The sequence below is a fragment of the Streptomyces sp. NPDC006012 genome (assembly GCF_042871185.1).
Lineage (GTDB): Bacteria > Actinomycetota > Actinomycetes > Streptomycetales > Streptomycetaceae > Streptomyces.
The window spans coordinates 37619-54151 of sequence record NZ_JBIAIE010000027.1 but is presented as its reverse complement, the minus strand read 5'-3'; the positions used below and the strand labels follow the sequence as shown (position 1 = coordinate 54151).

Annotated in this window: 17 protein-coding genes; 11 read left to right on the top strand and 6 right to left on the bottom strand. The window is 72.4% G+C overall.

Annotated features, from left to right (window positions below; translation table 11 throughout):
• Positions 1 to 171: 171 nt before the first annotated feature.
• The 3 genes from ACFYPJ_RS32250 to ACFYPJ_RS32240 all read left to right on the top strand — a co-directional run bounded on the left by ACFYPJ_RS32250 (position 172) and on the right by ACFYPJ_RS32240 (position 2852).
• Positions 172 to 1170: a multicopper oxidase domain-containing protein gene (locus ACFYPJ_RS32250; protein WP_389024861.1), complete on the top strand. Its 999-nt coding sequence runs from the start codon at positions 172 to 174 to the stop codon at positions 1168 to 1170.
• Between the two features lie 133 nt (positions 1171 to 1303).
• On the top strand, positions 1304 to 1708 hold the full coding sequence (locus tag ACFYPJ_RS32245) for a hypothetical protein (RefSeq protein ID WP_389024859.1): 405 nt from the start codon (positions 1304 to 1306) through the stop codon (positions 1706 to 1708).
• Between the two features lie 106 nt (positions 1709 to 1814).
• Positions 1815 to 2852, top strand: coding sequence for a LacI family DNA-binding transcriptional regulator (locus ACFYPJ_RS32240; RefSeq protein ID WP_389024857.1), 1038 nt, complete (start codon positions 1815 to 1817; stop codon positions 2850 to 2852).
• A gap of 9 nt (positions 2853 to 2861) precedes the next feature.
• On the opposite strand, the gene ACFYPJ_RS32235 is transcribed toward ACFYPJ_RS32240, so the two are convergent.
• Positions 2862 to 3845: a helix-turn-helix domain-containing protein gene (locus ACFYPJ_RS32235; protein WP_389024855.1), complete on the bottom strand. Its 984-nt coding sequence runs from the start codon at positions 3843 to 3845 to the stop codon at positions 2862 to 2864.
• A 566-nt stretch (positions 3846 to 4411) separates the two neighbouring features.
• Here ACFYPJ_RS32235 and ACFYPJ_RS32230 point away from each other — a divergent pair.
• The 5 genes from ACFYPJ_RS32230 (at position 4412) to ACFYPJ_RS32210 (ending at position 8487) form a co-directional block, all read left to right on the top strand.
• Positions 4412 to 4579, top strand: coding sequence for a hypothetical protein (locus tag ACFYPJ_RS32230; protein WP_389024853.1), 168 nt, complete (start codon positions 4412 to 4414; stop codon positions 4577 to 4579).
• 89 nt (positions 4580 to 4668) lie between these two features.
• Entirely contained in the window at positions 4669 to 5418 is a 750-nt protein-coding gene (locus ACFYPJ_RS32225; RefSeq protein ID WP_389024851.1) for a MauE/DoxX family redox-associated membrane protein, read from the top strand.
• Positions 5415 to 5966: a hypothetical protein gene (locus tag ACFYPJ_RS32220; protein WP_389024850.1), complete on the top strand. Its 552-nt coding sequence runs from the start codon at positions 5415 to 5417 to the stop codon at positions 5964 to 5966. Before ACFYPJ_RS32225 ends, ACFYPJ_RS32220 begins: the two co-directional genes overlap by 4 nt.
• Complete coding sequence (locus ACFYPJ_RS32215) at positions 5963 to 7858, top strand: ABC transporter ATP-binding protein (protein WP_389024848.1); 1896 nt, start codon at positions 5963 to 5965, stop codon at positions 7856 to 7858. The genes ACFYPJ_RS32220 and ACFYPJ_RS32215 overlap by 4 nt, the downstream gene beginning before the upstream one ends.
• Entirely contained in the window at positions 7855 to 8487 is a 633-nt protein-coding gene (locus ACFYPJ_RS32210) for a S26 family signal peptidase (RefSeq protein ID WP_389024846.1), read from the top strand. The genes ACFYPJ_RS32215 and ACFYPJ_RS32210 overlap by 4 nt, the downstream gene beginning before the upstream one ends.
• Before the next feature lie 21 nt (positions 8488 to 8508).
• On the opposite strand, the gene ACFYPJ_RS32205 is transcribed toward ACFYPJ_RS32210, so the two are convergent.
• Positions 8509 to 9300 carry a VOC family protein gene (locus tag ACFYPJ_RS32205; protein ID WP_389024844.1) on the bottom strand — a complete coding sequence of 264 codons (792 nt, stop codon included), beginning with the start codon at positions 9298 to 9300 and terminating at the stop codon, positions 8509 to 8511.
• Between the two features lie 217 nt (positions 9301 to 9517).
• Here ACFYPJ_RS32205 and ACFYPJ_RS32200 point away from each other — a divergent pair, with 217 nt between their 5' ends.
• Entirely contained in the window at positions 9518 to 9802 is a 285-nt protein-coding gene (locus tag ACFYPJ_RS32200; RefSeq protein ID WP_389024842.1) for a WhiB family transcriptional regulator, read from the top strand.
• Positions 9803 to 10008: 206 nt separating this feature from the next.
• Positions 10009 to 10500, top strand: coding sequence for a peptidylprolyl isomerase (locus tag ACFYPJ_RS32195; protein ID WP_389024840.1), 492 nt, complete (start codon positions 10009 to 10011; stop codon positions 10498 to 10500).
• 186 nt (positions 10501 to 10686) lie between these two features.
• Here ACFYPJ_RS32195 and ACFYPJ_RS32190 read toward each other — a convergent pair whose 3' ends face one another.
• From ACFYPJ_RS32190 to ACFYPJ_RS32175, 4 genes are all read right to left on the bottom strand, one after another.
• Positions 10687 to 11661: an acyl-ACP desaturase gene (locus ACFYPJ_RS32190; protein WP_389024838.1), complete on the bottom strand. Its 975-nt coding sequence runs from the start codon at positions 11659 to 11661 to the stop codon at positions 10687 to 10689.
• Positions 11662 to 11920: 259 nt separating this feature from the next.
• Positions 11921 to 12697 carry a dimethylargininase gene (gene ddaH, locus ACFYPJ_RS32185; protein ID WP_389024836.1) on the bottom strand — a complete coding sequence of 259 codons (777 nt, stop codon included), beginning with the start codon at positions 12695 to 12697 and terminating at the stop codon, positions 11921 to 11923.
• A gap of 154 nt (positions 12698 to 12851) precedes the next feature.
• Positions 12852 to 14474, bottom strand: a complete 1623-nt coding sequence (locus ACFYPJ_RS32180) for an ABC-F family ATP-binding cassette domain-containing protein (protein ID WP_389024834.1) — start codon at positions 14472 to 14474, stop codon at positions 12852 to 12854.
• A 287-nt stretch (positions 14475 to 14761) separates the two neighbouring features.
• A complete protein-coding gene (locus ACFYPJ_RS32175; RefSeq protein ID WP_389024833.1) occupies positions 14762 to 15175 on the bottom strand; it encodes an SsgA family sporulation/cell division regulator in 414 nt (137 codons plus the stop codon).
• Between the two features lie 204 nt (positions 15176 to 15379).
• On the opposite strand from ACFYPJ_RS32175, the gene ACFYPJ_RS32170 reads away from it, so the two are divergent.
• The gene (locus tag ACFYPJ_RS32170; protein ID WP_389024831.1) at positions 15380 to 16483 is read left to right on the top strand and encodes a WD40/YVTN/BNR-like repeat-containing protein; all 1104 of its coding nucleotides are present in this window, start codon (positions 15380 to 15382) and stop codon (positions 16481 to 16483) included.
• Positions 16484 to 16533 lie beyond the last annotated feature (50 nt).

Here is a 16533-nt window from a genome sequence, read left to right as displayed (position 1 = left end):
GGCAACAGCGCCAAGAAAGCTAGGCGGCTTTTCACGACTCGCCAATACCTATGACCGCAATCAAACGAACTTTGTCCTTAGAGTGGATAAACGGCCGCCGGGCCGGTACCGTCGCACAGGTTCATCACAGGTGCACCTCCGCAAAGTCCTTACCAGGGTGGGGAGTTCCGCATGGACAGACGCGCGTTCAACCGCAGGGTGCTGCTGGGCGGCGCGGCGGTCGCGACATCGTTGTCTCTGGCGCCCGAGGCCGTCAGCGCGGTCACACCGCCGCGCACCGCACCGGCCGGCGGCGAGGTCAGGCACATCAAGATCTACGCCGAGAAGCTGGCCGACGGGCAGCTGGGCTACGGCTTCGAGAAGGGCAAGGCGTCGATCCCCGGCCCGCTCATCGAGCTGAACGAGGGCGACACGCTGCACATCGAGTTCGAGAACACCCTGGACGTGGCCGCGAGTCTGCACGTCCACGGCCTCGACTACGAGATCTCCAGCGACGGCACCAAGATGAACAAGAGCGACGTCGAGCCCGGCGGCACCCGCACCTACACCTGGCGCACCCATGCCCCCGGCCGCCGCTCGGACGGCACCTGGCGGGCGGGCAGCGCCGGCTACTGGCACTACCACGACCACGTCGTCGGCACCGAGCACGGCACCGGAGGCATCCGCAAGGGGCTGTACGGTCCGGTCGTCGTCCGGCGCAAGGGCGACGTCCTGCCCGACCGGACGCACACCATCGTCTTCAACGACATGACCATCAACAACCGTGCGCCGCACACCGGGCCGGACTTCGAGGCGACGGTGGGCGACCGCGTCGAGTTCGTGATGATCACGCACGGCGAGTACTACCACACGTTCCACATGCACGGTCATCGCTGGGCCGACAACCGCACCGGGCTGCTCACCGGGCCCGACGACCCCAGCCAGGTGATCGACAACAAGATCGTGGGTCCCGCGGACTCCTTCGGCTTCCAGGTGCTGGCGGGGGAGGGGGTCGGCGCGGGCGCGTGGATGTACCACTGCCACGTCCAGAGCCATTCCGACATGGGGATGGTGGGCCTGTTCCTGGTGAAGAAGACGGACGGGACGATTCCCGGGTACGAGCCGCATGCACCGCATACTGCGCAGGAGACGCCCGCGGCGGGCGGGACGGGTGCCGCGCACAAGCACTGAGGGTCGGAACGCCGAGGCGGCGACCCGGTGTGCGGGCCGCTTTGCATCACCTTGGCGCAGGGGAATCCGCACCTGGTCCGACGGCAGGCGGAGCCGACGGGCCGGCGGGCGGGTCCTCGCCTCCGCGCCGCAGGTGGCCGGCGCGGCCGACGTGGTGCTGCTGGCGACCTGGTCCCGCGCCCCGCTCCTCGGGCTCGCCGACACCCGGCCGGGGCAGCACCTCACCAGCCTCGGCGCGGACGAGCCGGGCAAGCGCGAACTCGCCGACGACCTGCTCGACGCCGCGCTGCTCGTCGTCGACGACCGCGAACTGGCCGTGGGATCAGGCGTGTTGGCCACCTCCGGGCTGCCGGAGACGACGATGGACGCCACCCTCGGCGAGATCCTGGACGGCATCCACCCCGGCCGGACCACGCCCGGCCGGCTCTCCGTCTACGCCCCCGTCGGACTGCCCTGGCAGGACCTGGCCCTGGCCTGGATCGCCTACGAAGAGGCGCGGCGGCGGGGTATCGGCCGCCCGATCGACCTGCTGGCCTGAGCGTCGGCCGCGGGCCCGACGGCAGGGGCCCGCGGGCCGGAGCGCCCTCACTTCCGTGTGCGGCCCGGAGCTATCCTGAGCCGGAACCGCCGAGGGGAGTTCCGCCGTGTCCGAGCCAGCGCCGCGTCCCACACTGGAGGCCGTCGCCGCGCTGGCGGGGGTGTCACGGGCGACCGTGTCCCGCGTGGTCAACGGCGGCCACGGGGTGCGGGAGCTCCTGGTGCAACGGGTCCGGCGGGCGGTCGAGGAACTCGGATACGTCCCCAACCGTGCGGCGCGCAGTCTGGTGACCCGGCGGCACGACGCCGTCGCCGTGGTCATCGCGGAACCGGAGGCCAGGGTCTTCGCCGACCCCTTCTTCAGCATGCAACTGCGCGGAATCAGCAAGGAGTTGACCACGCACGACATCCAACTCGTGCTGCTGCTGACGGAAGGCCGGGACGACCACCCCCGGGTGGCCCGCTACCTGGCCGGCGGACACGTCGACGGCGCGCTCGCCTTCTCGCTCCACATCGACGACCCGCTGCCCGGCCTGATCAGGAGCGCGGGAGTGCCCACGGTCTTCGGCGGGCGCCCCGACTGGAAGGACGAGTCGGGGCGTTCGGTGTACGTCGACTGCGACAACCGGGGCGGGGCGCGTGCCGCCGTACACCATCTCGTCGGGCTCGGCCGGAACCGGATCGCGCACATCACCGGTGCCCTGGACCAGACCTCCGCGGTGGACCGGCTGGACGGCTTCCGGGACGTCATGGGGGACTGCGATCCGCGGCTGGTCGTGGAGAGCGACTTCACCCCGGGCGGCGGGGAGCGTGCCATGCGGGAGCTCCTCGACCGCTGCCCGGACGTCGACGCCGTGTTCGCCGCCAACGACCTCACCGCCTCCGGAGCCCTGCGCGTGCTGCGCGAGAGCGGCCGGCGGGTGCCCGAGGACGTCGCCGTGATCGGCTTCGACGACGTGCTGCCGGTCACCGAGCAGACCGAGCCGCCCCTGACGACGGTCCGCCAGGACATCGAGGAGATGGGCCGGCTGATGGCCCACTTGCTGCTGACGGGCCTCGACCGCAGCCACCGGGGCGAGACGGGGCCGGACTTCCCGGAGAGCATGATCCTGCCGACGACGCTGGTACGACGGGCCTCCGCCTAGGAACAGTGGTCATTTGGTCTCGGGTGGCGATACGGCTGAATGCCGGAAGTCGCGGGGCGACATGCCGTAGGCGGCACGGAACGTGCGGCTGAAGTGCGCCGGGTCGGGGAAGCCCCAGCGGGACGCGATGGCCTGGATGGAACGGGAGCGCTGGGCGGAGTCGGCGAGATCACGGCGGCAGCGCTCCAGCCGGCGCTGCCGGATCCACCCGGCGACGCCCGCGTCCTCGTCGCTGAAGATCCGGTACAGCTGACGGATCGAGATGTCGTGCGCGACCGCGACGGTCTCGGGGCTCAGGCCCGGGTCCGTGAGGTGCCGCTGGATGAAGTCCCGGATGCGTACCTGCAGGGCCCGCTCCCCGGACCGGGGGCCCGTCGCCGCCTCGGCCTCCAGATGGCGGGCGAGGACGCAGCCGAAGAGGTCCATGGTGACCGAGGCCAGGGTCGAACTCGCCGCCGGAGTGTGCTCGGGGGCGTGTTCGGTGAGATCGGTCAGCCAGCGGGCGAACACCCCGCCCATCCCGTGGCGTGCGCTGATCGGGACCGCAAACAACTGCTGCACCGTCCTCTCCGGCAGCGGAAGCAGCTCGCGGGGAAACTGCACGGTCAGGTGCGACCAGGCGCCCGTACAGTGCTGGACATCCCCGTGGTACGGCCGGCTGCTGTGCATCAGTACCAGGTCGCCGCGCCGCAGCGTGATGTCGCCCCGGGCCGTGGAGAGGGTTCCTGCCCCGTTGGCGAAGTAGTTGATCAGATACATCTCCGGGTCGGACTGCCGGATCGTCTTCACCGTCCGTGCGACCCCCAGATGCGGGTACGCCATGGCGGCCGCCTGCAACTCTCCCAGGTCGACGACACGCATCCGCGCCCGGAAGTCGTCCTTGTCCCTGCTGTGCAAGCGGTTGGGCACGTGGGTCCGTGCGGTCGTGTCCGCCCACAGGGCGAATCGCTCCGGCGCCGGGACGATCTCCGTACTGAACTCGCTCACGTGCATGTCTGCCCCCAACTCTGTCCGGTTGTCGTGGTGTTGCACGCGTCCGTCGGCCGGGTCGGCGGACGATGGGCAGGCCGAGGACCACGACGGGACGGCTCGTCGCGGACGCGGACGGCATGCGGGCCGGGTCGCCTGCGGCCGGCCGGCGCACACCTTGTCGCCAGGGCCGGCAGGCGCCGGTGCGGGAATGCTCGCAGTCACGGATTCCCGGCAGCAAGGGCTTGCCGTTGTCCCAGACAGCCGACTGGTGTCCGGGCTGGTCAGGAAACTGTCCGGGGATGTCCGGACAGGGCGTACCAGGCGAAGTCGGCTCATGGGGGCGGTCGGTATCCGCCGGCCGGCCCCTCGCACGGGATACGTCAGCCCCGCTCACCGGTCGTCTGCGGAAACAGACAACACCTGTGCACGGACGGTCAATCACATTCGCTTCCCGTCCCGGCATCGTCGTCGGTGCATCACGAGAACCAGCCTGTGCAGGGCCCGGTGCGCTTGCGGGACGCAGCAACCTCGCGCGCGGACCCTGGCCCTGCCGGGCGTCACGACCACTCAAGGAAAAGGAGTCTCAGGTGTACAGGAAGCTGGAGAACCTCGGTGCCGCCCTGCTGGAGCGGCTTGCCCCCAGGGCCGAGGCGTCGGCCTCGGCGCAGGGCTGCTGGTACGCGTGCATCGCCGGCTACTGGCACGAGTGCTGCGACGGGTCCGGATGCGACCGCTCGGAGAGCCCGTGCCCTTGACGGCCTGATCGTGCCGGGCGGCGCCCCACGCGCCGCCCGGTCGTTCGCCGGGGCCGAGGTCCGTTCCCGGCGAGGAGGGAGTGGCGAGCATGCTGTACGTCACGATCGGTGCACGGTGTCTCCTCGGCGGAGTCTTCCTGCTCTCGGTCGTCAGCAAGGTGAGAGGAGCGGCCGCCTTCGAGGCGTTCGTGGTGTCGGTACGGTCGATGACGGCGGCACCGGGGGACCGGGCCCGCCTGCTGGCCGGCGTCGTCGTGGCTGCCGAGGCGGTGGTGTCCGTACTGCTGCTGGTCCCGGTCCCGGGCCCCCGTGCGCTGGGTCCCGCGGCGGCGGCGGGCCTCCTGTGCGTGTTCACCGCCGCGATCGTGTCGGCCCTGCGCCGGGGGGTGCGGACCCCCTGCCGGTGCTTCGGCGCCGCGTCGGCTCCGACGGGGTGGCGGCACGTGGTGCGGAACACGGCGCTGGTGTGCGTGTCGGTGGTCGCCGCGGCCGGTACACCGGCCTTCGGCCGGGCGCACCCGGCGGGCACGGTGACGGCCGTGGCATCGGGCATCGTGGCAGCGCTCCTCGTCGCGGCCCTGGACGACGTAGCGGCCCTCTTCGGTGCGGGCCCCCGCCCGGCAACCACTACGGGCTCTGTCCGGGGAACCATCACGGGTGGCGGCAGAGGAGCCACTACGGGCTCTGCCCGAGGAACCACTGCAGGCCCCGGCCCAGGAACCACCACAGGCACTGTCCGACGAGCCCCGCACATTCCGGCAACCCGGCAGGTTCCGGCACCCTCCAGGACTTCCGCAACGGTACGGACCCCGGCAGACCACACGGAAAGGCAGCCATGATCTATCTGATCGCGGCCGTGGCGTTCGCGGGAACGCTCGGCGCGTTGAACCTCGTCCTGCTGCTCGGCGTCATCAGGAGGCTGCGGGAACACACCGATCTGCTGGCACCGGGCGCCACGGACGGGCGTGAGCTTCCCGTGATCGCGGTCGGCGAGCGCGTCGGCGAGGCCACGGCCGTCACGGAGAGCGGTGCCGAGATCAGCACGGCACGTCTGGCCGACGCAACCGTGGTGGCCTTCTTCGCCCCGGACTGCCGCCCGTGCCGGGAAAAGGTCCCCGCCTTCGCCCAGTTCGCGCGTCATGTGCCGGGCGGCCGGGACCGGGTGCTCGCGGTGGTGGTCGACGCGGCCGGGGACGGGAGCCTCTTCGCGGACGCGCTCGGCGAGGTGGCACAGGTCGTCGTCGAGACCCCCGACGGCCCGCTGAGTGGCGCCTTCCAGGTCAGGGCGTTCCCCACCGTCCTGCGGGTGGCGCGGCAGCACGGGGCCGTGGTGGTCGCGGAGAACCGGCTGGCCGCGGAACTGACTCCCGCGGCGGCGGCCCGGTGACCCAGGACGACTCGGCAGCGGGCGGGGGCCCGGCCCGGTCGGCGGGGCGCAGGCTCTCGCTCCTGTCGCGGCTTTCGACGGCGGGCGCGCTGGCCGGACGCGCCTGCCCCGGGGTGCTGGTCGCCCACGCGGCCCTCGCCCTGCTGACGGGCGCGGTGCCGGTGGCCGCCGCGTGGCTGACCAAGCGGATGCTGGACGGGCTGGTCGAGGGCGGCCCCGGGCGCGAACTGATCGTGATCAGCGCGGCGCTCGCCGCGGTCGGTGTCCTCGGCCGGCTGGCTCCGCAGCTGAGCCAGTTCTGCAAGGCGGAGACGGACCGCCGCGTGGGGCTGCTGGCGCAGCGTCGGCTGTTCGACGCCGTCAACGGGTTCACCGGGCTGGGGCGTTTCGAGAACCCCCGGTTCCTCGACGAGTTGAGGCTCGCACGCCAGGGTGGTGGCAGCAACCCCGGGCAGGCCGTGGACGGAATCCTGGGTGCCGCGCGTTCCGGGCTGACCATCGCGGGATTCCTCGTCTCGCTGTGGCTGCTCAGCCCCTTGATGACCGTCTTCGCGGTGCTGTTCGGCGCACCGGCCCTGGCCGCGGAGATCAGCCTCTCGCGCAGACGCGCCCGGGTGGCCCAGCGGATGAGCCCGGCCGAACGCCGCGAGTTCTTCTACGGCAATCTCCTCTCCAGCGTGCAGGCGGCCAAAGAGGTGCGGCTGTTCGGGATCGGCCGCTTCCTGCGTGACCGCATGATCGACGAACAGCGCGCCGTCAACACGGCGAAACGGACCGTCGACCGGCGCGGGCTGAAGGTCCAGACGGTCCTGGGCGCACTGTCCGCACTGGCGACGGGCGGCGGACTGCTGTGGTCGATCCAGGCGGCGCACGAGGGCCGGCTCTCCGTCGGGGACGTCATGGTGTTCACCGCGGCGGTCGCGGGTGTCCAGGGCTGTCTGGCCGCGATCGCCGCCGACGTCGCCCGTACCCATCACGCACTGACGCTCCTGGGGCACTACCTCGCGGTGGTCACCGCGGAGCCCGAACTGCCCGTGCGCGCCGCGCCTGAGCGGCTGCCCGCGCTCCGCCGCGGCATCGAACTCCGCGATGTGTGGTTCCGCTACTCGCCCGGGCATCCCTGGGTCCTGCGGGGCGTCAGCCTGTTCATCCCGCAGGGTGCGAGTGTGGCGCTGGTCGGCCTCAACGGGGCCGGAAAGTCGACGCTGGTCAAGCTCCTGTGCCGGTTCTACGACCCGGACCGGGGCGCCATCCTGTGGGACCGGGTCGACATCGGTGAGGTTCGTCCGGAGGAACTGCGCCGCAGGATCGGCGCGGTCTTCCAGGACTTCATGTCCTACGACCTCACCGCGGCCGAGAGCATCGCGCTGGGCGACCTGTCCGCCCTGCACGACCGGGAACGCGTCCGCACCGCCGCCCGCCGCGCGGGTGTGGACGGCGTCCTGCACAACCTGCCGCACGGTTACGACACGCTGCTGTCCCGCTCGTTCTTCCTGGAGTCGGACAAGGACGACCCGTCCACGGGGGTCGTCCTGTCCGGCGGGCAGGCCCAACGGGTGGCGCTCGCCCGCGCGTTCCTGGGTGAAGGCCGGGAACTCCTCGTCCTGGACGAGCCCTCCGCCGGTCTCGACGCCCGTGCCGAATACGAGATCCACACGGCGATCCGGACGCACCGGAGCGGCCGTACCAGCCTGCTGATCTCCCACCGGCTCAGCGCGGTGCGGGACGCCGATCGCATCGTGGTGCTGTCGGGGGGACGCATCATCGAGGAGGGCACCCATGACGCGCTGCTGGCGGCCGGCGGTGACTACCAGCGGCTGTTCGCCCTTCAGGCCGCCGGCTACCAGGACCAGCACCCCGCCGGCCACCCGGTGCGGGGAGGAACCCCATGACCCGGAGCGGGCCGGTCCCCTGGCTGCGGGCCCACCGGGCGCGGGTGCACCGGGCCCGGCGTGCCCGCAGGACCCGCGTGTGCGCCCTGGTCGTCCTGAGCGCCGTGGCGGCGGCCGTGTCCCTGCTCACGAACGCCGACCGGGCCACCGCGGCAGGCTGCGCCGTCCTCACCGGAACCGGGGGCACCGCCTTCGTCCTGTGGCTCTCCCGGACCTGGGCGGTGGTGACGGTGCGCGGGCCCAGCATGGAACCGGCGTACCGGGACGGGGACCGGGTCCTGGTGCGGCGCTCCGCCTCGCCCCTCCAGGGGCAGGTCGTGGTCGTGGAACAGGGGACGGGGCGGTACGCGGGGCAGCGGCGCCCGCTGTCCGCGGCCGCCGGCGCGGTAGCCGTGGCGGAACGTGCCTGGCTGGTCAAACGGGTCGCCGCCGCCGCGGGCGATCCAGTGCCGCCGCGGGCGGTCCCGGCGCCGGCCGGGGCGCCCGGGAGACGCGTGCCCGGGGGCTCGCTGGTGCTGCTCGGGGACAACACGGCCGTCAGCGTGGATTCGCGCACCCTCGGCCTCTTCCCCGATGACCGGGTCCTCGGCGTCGTCGTCCGTACGCTGCCCGCCGCCCGGCGCCCGTGACGGCCGCCGTGCTGCGGGCGCTCACTCCTGCGGGGGCTCGCCCCGGATCACTGCGAAACGGGCGCCCTGAGGATCGGCGAGCCGGGCCATCCGGCCGACGCCCTCCACGGTGGTGGCGGGCATCCGGACGGTGCCGCCCAGCTCCAGCGCCCGGGCGAGCGTGGCATCGGGATCCGCGGCCCCGAAGTACGGCAGCCAGCACGCGCCGGCCGCCGCCTCCGTCGGGTCGTCGGCCAGCGCGACCATCCCGCCGAACATCGCCTCGTCCCCGCCGTCGGCCGGATTGACGCAGGTGTAGGTGCCACCGGGGAAGGGCACGGCCGACGTCTCCAGACCGAGTGTCCGGCGGTAGAACGCGGCGGCCGAGGCGATGTCCGGTGTGTACAGCTCGACCCAGCACAGCGCACCGTTCTCGCTCGCCATGCCCATGCCCTTGAGGTGGCCGGGCTGCCAGACTCCGAACGGCACACCCGCCCGGTCGGCCAGCACCGCCAGCCGGCCCTGTCCCCGTACCTTTGCCGGCCGGCGGAACACCTGGCCGTGGGCGCGTTCGGCGGCGTCTGCCGTGGCCTCGGCGTCCTCGCTCCGGAAGTACACCGTCCAGGCCGCGGGACCCTGCTCCGGGGCGATCGGCACACCCCCGGCGACCGTTCTGCCGTCCAGCTCGAAGACGCCGTAACCGCCGGCGCCGGGGTCCGCCGGCCGCAGACGCCAGCCGAAGAGACCACCGTAGAAGGCCGCGGTGCCGTCGAGGTCGGTCGTGCCGACGTCGACCCAGTTGGGAGCGCCGTCGACGAAACGGGTGGTGAGCATCGTCGCCCTCCTCGGAAGGGTCCCGTCCTGCACAGCCGAGTCTCGCACCGCCCACGGGCGATCGCCCGCCGGCCCGTCCGCATGCCCCGCGGCACTCGGGGTGACCGGCGGGACTGTGCCGGTGTGCTGCGACTCCCGCGCGCCGCCGTGCGCCACGGACCGCCCGCGGAGCATCATCGGGACGGCCACAGGCCCCGGACGCGGCGTTGAGCGCGCATTGAGCGAACGTTTTTCGCCGGACGGCACGATCCTCGCCATGCACTTCGATTCGATCACTTCGCCCGACCTCACCTGGCAGGAGGGGGCGTTGTGCGCGCAGACCGGGGCCGACTTCTTCTTTCCTGAGCCCGGCAGCTCCGTGCGCGAGGCGAAGCGGATCTGCGGCCTGTGCCCGATCCGTTCAGCCTGCCTGGACTACGCGCTGGACCACGACGAGCGGTTCGGCGTCTGGGGCGGCCTGTCGGAGAAAGAACGGCTGGAGCTGCGGCGTACATCCCGCTGAACGGGGGTGGCGCGGGCCCACCGGGGGCCTGCGGCGGCACCGCGCCCCGGCCCCCGCTTCCCCTTGTGCCGGGCGTGCGGGGCATCACACGCGTCAACCGCTCCACTGTGTGGGACCGGGTCCACGGGCCGCCTTCGTACGAGGGGTGAGCGGGCCGGCCGACCGTAGTCGTGGGGCCGCTGCCGGCGGACGATAGATTGGCCGCCATGAGTGAGAACGTGTACTTCGACATCACGATCGACGAGCAGCCCGCCGGCCGGATCGTGTTCCGGCTCTTCGACGACGTGGTGCCCCGCACCGCCGAGAACTTTCGGCAGCTCGCCACCGGCAAGCCCGGTTTCGGCTACGCCGGATCGGTCTTCCACCGGGTGATCCCCCGCTTCATGCTGCAGGGCGGCGACTTCACCGAGGGCAACGGAACCGGCGGCAAGAGCATCTACGGCGGAACTTTCGAGGACGAGAACTTCACCCTCAAGCACGACCGCCCCTACCTGCTGAGCATGGCGAACCGGGGGCCGAACACCAACGGGTCGCAGTTCTTCGTCACCACGATCGTGACCGACTGGCTCGACGGCAAGCACGTGGTCTTCGGCGAGGTGGTCGAGGGCCAGCAGATCGTCGACAAGATCGAGGCCCTGGGCACCCAGAACGGCCGGACCGCGGCGACGGTCAAGATCGCCGACAGCGGGGTCTGCTGAGCCGGGGCCGCAAGGCCTGATTCCATCCCGATGGCGCCGTCGGCCGGCCGACGGCGCCCGCCCCCCCTCCCGACGAGCCCGGTCGAGCGGTGGAGGCAATACCGCGCGGGTCCCGGCACGCGGCCGCGAACCCCGTACGGGCAGCGGCGCACCGCAAGTCCGGTGCGCCGCCTCGGGTGCCGTCGCTCAGACGGCGGCCCGCGCCGCCATCCGAGCCTTGCGCGCGGCCAGCCTCTCGTCGAATTTGGCGGCCTCCGCGTCCAGCCCGCCCAGGAACATCCCGACCTCCTCCTGCGCCTGACGCCCCTCCGGACCCAGCTCGTCCAGCTCCATGACCTTCAGGAAGCGCAGCACGGGCTGGAGCACGTCGTCATGGTGGATCCGCAGGTTGTAGACCTCGCCGATGGCCATCTGGGCGGCGGCGCGTTCGAAGCCGGGGATGCCGTGCCCGGGCATGCGGAAGTCCACCACGACGTCCCGGACGGACTGCATGGTCAGGTCGGGCGCGATCTCGAAGGCCGCCTTCAGCAGGTTGCGGTAGAAGACCATGTGGAGGTTCTCGTCGGTCGCGATCCGGGACAGCATCCGGTCGCAGACCGGGTCACCCGACTGGTGACCGGTGTTGCGGTGCGAGATGCGGGTCGCCAGTTCCTGGAAGGCGACGTACGCGATCGAGTGCAGCATCGAGTGCCGGTTGTCCGACTGGAAGCCCTCGCTCATGTGGGCCATCCGGAACTGCTCCAGTTTGTCCGGATCGACCGCGCGGGAGGCGAGCAGATAGTCGCGCATCACGATGCCGTGCCGGCCCTCTTCGGCCGTCCAGCGGTGCACCCAGGTGCCCCAGGCGCCGTCCCGGCCGAACAGCGTGGCGATCTCGTGGTGGTAGCTCGGCAGGTTGTCCTCGGTCAGCAGGTTCACCACCAGGGCGGTCCGGCCGATCTCGGTGACCTTCGACTGCTCCTTGCTCCAGACCTCGCCGTCCGGGAAGAAACCGGGGAAGTTGCGCCCGTCGCTCCACGGCACGTACTCGTGCGGCATCCAGTCCCGGGTGACCTTCAGATGGCGGTTGAGCTCCTTTTCAACCACTTCCTCCAGGGCGTACAGCAGCCGTGTGTCGGTCCATACGGACGGGCTGCCGAGGTGGGGAGGGGTGATCGTCACAAGAACTCCAGGGGGACGACGGGCACATGGGGGAAGAACCGCTGGAACCGGCGAGTGCGGCGCCGGGAACCTACGCGATCGTAGGCTACGAGACCGTAGGTTACGAAGTCGTAGGTTAAGTGTGGCGTAAACAAGTGCTGTTCAGCGGTGTCGCAGCGGTAGGACGAGCATACGGTGCTGGCACGGTTCCGGAGCCGGCGCCAGTTCCGGCAGGGGTCCGCGGCCCGTGGCCCCGAGCCGTCGACGGGAGGCGCCGCCGTCAGGCGTACAACTCCCGCAACCGCACCGAGAGGCACGTCACACAGCCCTCCAGCTTCTCGAACTCGCCGATGTCCACCGGGACCACCTCGTGGCCCAGGCCGGTCAGCAATTCCCGTGTCCTCGGTGCGCTGGCGGCCATCAGCAGCTTGTCGCCGCCGAGCAGCACGATGTGCGCGCCGGACTCCTCGGGCACCGACAGGAAGCGGGGGAAGAGGGAGGGCCGGTCCACGTGCGGGATGTGCCCGAGCACCGTGCCGTCGGGCAGGGCGGTGACTGCGGACTTCAGGTGCAGCACCCTGCTCACCGGCACGGCGACCACGCGAGCGCCCAAGGGTTCGAAGGCCGCCCGCAATTGCCGCACACCGGCCGCGTCGGTGCGTCCGCCCCGGCCCACGTAGACGGTGTCGCCGACCTTGAGGACGTCCCCGCCCTCCAGGGTCCCCGGCTCCCAGATCCAGTTCACCGAGCAGCCGAGGCGGGCGACGGCCTCTTCCACCCCGGCGGTCTCGCCGCGCCGGGACTCGGCGCCGGGCCGGGCGATCAGCGCCACGTTCCGGTACATCACCACGGTGTCCTCGACGAACACGGCGTCCGGGCAGTCGTCGGCCGGCTCCACCTCGATCGTCTCCCAGCCGTGCGCGCGCAGCGTCCCGACGTACGCCTCCCACTGCTCGACGGCCAGGTCCACGTCCACCGTCTGCCGTTCGACATGGGTCACCAGCCCGTCGGCGAGGCGCGGGCCGGGTCGGCGGACGAGGGCCTTCTTGCTGGGCACGGCTGGCCTCCGGATCGGCGGGGCGGTGCCGGCGCCGGTCATGCGGTGCCGGTCCGCCATCATGCAGGGCGGACCGGCACCCGGGACACCCCCTGGCGCCGGGCCATGGTGTGCGTCGTGTGCCGGCCCGTCCGCCGGGACGCATGCCGCGGCACTACGCGGGGTCCCCGACCGCCTCCGGTGTGGTCTCCGTCAGTTCGCCGTTCTCCAGGAGCAGCCAGCGGGTGATGCCGGCCGACCTCAGGAACGGCAGGTCGTGACTGGCCACCAGCAGGGCCCCCTCGTACGACTCCAGGGCCGTGGTCAGCTGCCGGACACTCGCCATGTCCAGGTTGTTGGTCGGCTCGTCGAGCATGAGGAGCTGCGGCGCGGGCTCCGCCAGCATCAGCGCGGCCAGGGCGGCCCGGAAGCGTTCCCCGCCGGACAGGGTCCCAGCCTTCCGGTCGGCCCGGGCGCCGCGGAACAGGAACCGGGCGAGCCGGGCCCGGATCCGGTTGCCGGTGGCGTCCGGCGCGAACCGGGCCACGTTCTCGGCGACGGTCAGTCCGCCGTCGAGGACGTCGAGCCGCTGCGGCAGAAAGCGCAGAGGTACGTGCGCCGTCGCCTCGCCCGCCACCGGCGGCAGGTCACCGGCGATGGTGCGCAGCAGCGTCGTCTTGCCCGCGCCGTTGCGCCCGACCAGCGCGATCCGCTCCGCCCCGCGCACGTCGAGGCCGTCGACGCGCGCTCCGTACCTCAGCTCCAGGTTCCGCAGGGTGAGGACGCCACGGCCCGGCGGTACGGCCGTGTACGGCAGGTCGACGCGGATCTCGTCGTCGTCCCGTACGGCGTCCACGGCCTCGTCGAGCCGTTCCCTGGCCTCGGACAGCCGCTCCTCGTGCAGGATGCGGTGCTTGCCCGCGGACTCCTGCGCCGCGCGTTTGCGCGCCCCCATGACGATCTTCGGTTCGCGTTTCTGCTCGAACATCTTCTGGCCGTACCGCTTGCGGCGGGCCAGTTTGACCTGGGCGTCGGCCAGTTCGCGCCGCTGCTTGCGGACGTCGGCCCCGGCCATCCGCACCATGCGCTCGGCGGCCTCCTGTTCGGTGGCGAGCGCCGCCTCGTACGCCGTGAAGTCGCCGCCGTACCAGGTGATCCGTCCGGCGCGCAGATCGGCGATCTGGTCGACCAGGCCGAGGAGTTCCCGGTCGTGGCTGACCACGACCAGCACACCCGGCCAGGACGCGACGGCCGCGTACAGCCGCCGGCGCGCGTACAGGTCGAGGTTGTTGGTGGGCTCGTCGAGCAGCAGCGCGTCCGGGCGGCGCAGCAGCAGCGCGGCCAGCCGCAGCAGCACCGACTCGCCGCCGGAGACCTCACCGACGGTACGGTCCAGGCCGATGTGGCCCAGGCCGAGTTCGCCGAGGGTGGCGACCGCGCGCTCCTCGACGTCCCAGTCGTCGCCGACCGCCTCGAAGTGCTGATCGGCGGCGTCGCCCGCCTCGATGGCGTGCAGGGCGGTGCGCCGGGCGGCGATCCCGAGGGCCTCGTCGACGCGGAGTGCGGTGTCGAGCGTGACGTTCTGCGGGAGGTAGCCGATCTCGCCGGTCACCCGGACGGTGCCGCCGGCGGGGGTGAGGTCGCCGGCGAGCAGCTTCAGGAGGGTGGACTTCCCGGATCCGTTGACGCCGACGAGTCCGGTGCGGCCGGAGGCGAAGGCGGCGTCGAGACCGTCGAGGACGGGGGTGCCGTCGGGCCAGGCGAAGGACAGGGAGACGCAGGTGAGAGAAGCAGACATGGGGGCCTCGCGGTTGCTTGGTGTGGTCGGGGCAAACGCGTGTCGAGGCACCGCTGGGCGACAACCGGGGGACCGGGGCCAGGGAAACGGCCTGTGCCGAAGGACGGCTCGGACGCCGAGGTCGCACGCTGCGCACACCTCACGGGTGTGACGCGGTGTCTCAGGACCTCAGACGAGCAACGTCCTTCTCCAATCGGCGGCAACAGGACCACGCAGCACCGTACGAGGGGGTACCGCGGCTGTCAACGCGTTTTCGGACCGCTGCGAGGCGTGGGTGGCGGCGGCCGTCAGGGCCGGCGCATCAGCTCGGCCAGTTCGTGGTCGAGGTCGAGTTGGAGGTGTTCCAGGCCGAGCGGCACCAGATCGCCGGTGGCCTTGAGGAAACTGCGGATCTCACCCGAGCGGACGTGCACGACCGCTGTGCCCTCACTGGCGTGGAATTCCAGCACGGTGCGGTCGTACCCGTACGGCCGCACCCGCACGTCGCCGTTGCCCTCGCACCCGTGCAGGCCGGCCGCGAGGAGGTCCCGGGCGAAGGTCCAGCTGACGTCCACGCCGTCCAGGGTGGCCGGTCCCGGGAAGGTCATGGACACGGCGAACGGGTCGCGCCGGTCGTAGCGCAGTGTGGCGGGAAAGCTCTGCATGCGCGGGGCGGCGGCGACAAGGCGGGCTTCCACGGGCTGCTCGATGACGGTGGACAACGCCTTGCTCCCTCGTGACGGCTGGACCAACGTGCGGGTGGTCGACCCTGGCACTGGAAGAGACGACGAAACGGCCGCATCCGTGCACACGCGTTCCGAGTGACCTCGGTCACCGCGGACGCGCCCGCGCGCCGGTCCGGACCGGCGCGCGGGCGCGTCCCGGACTCTGGACGGCGGCGGGGGAGTGGGCTAGCTTCGCCCGCCATGAGGCGCTTGGGGAGCACGCGACGCAGGGGACGTACGAGTCGAGTGGTGGCCGCGGGGGTGGCCTGCGGGGCGGCGCTGGCCGCGCTCACCGTGGGACCCGCCGAGGCCCGGCCGCTCGGCCACCGCGCCCCCCACTGGGACCTCAAGGACACCGGCGCCTCCGCCGTCCGCTTCCGCGGCCTGTCGGCCGTGGATCGTCGTACGGCCTGGCTGGCCGGCACCGGCGGCACCGTGCTGCGCACCACGGACGGCGGGGCGAGGTGGCGGAACGTCTCGCCGCCGGGCTCCGCCGACCTGGAGTTCCGCGACGTCGAGGCGTTCGATGCGCGCCGCGCGGTGGTGCTGGCCATCGGCGAGGGCGAGGCGTCCCGCGTCTACCGCACCGACGACGGCGGCGCCACCTGGACGGAGTCCTTCCGCAACAACGACCCGAAGTCCTTCTACGACTGCCTCGCCTTCTTCGACCGTCGCCACGGCCTCGCCATGAGCGACCCGGTGGACGGAAGGTTCCGCATCCTCTCCACGTCCGACGGCGGGCGCAGCTGGCGGGTGCTGCCGGCCGCCGGCATGCCGCCCGCCCTGGACGGCGAGGCGGGCTTCGCGGCCGGCGGACAGTGCCTGGTGACGTCCGGGTCCGCGGACGTCTGGCTGGCCACGGGCGGCGGCGCCGACGCGCGCGTGCTGCACTCCGCCGACCGCGGACTGACCTGGACCGCCGCCGGCACACCGCTGCCGGCGGGCGACCCGGCCCGCGGAGTCTTCGCCCTCGCCTTCCGGGACCGTACCCACGGCCTCGCCGTCGGCGGCGACTACCGCCCGGGCCGGCCCTCGCCCCGGGCGGCGGCCGGCACGTCCGACGGCGGCCGCACCTGGCGGCCCGCCGCCACGGCTCCGCCCGCCTACCGCTCCGGCGTCGCCTGGCTCCCGCACAGTCGCACCGCGGCCCTCGCCGTCGGCCCGACCGGCACCGACCTGACGACCGACGCCGGCCGCACCTGGCGGACCATCGACACCGGCTCGTACGACACGGTGACCTGCACCCCCGACCTGAGCTGCTGGGCGGCGGGGGAGCAGGGGCGGGTGGCACGCCTGGAGAGCTGACGTAACGGACCGACTGCGACGGACCCGCGGCGACCGGTGATCCCGGGCCG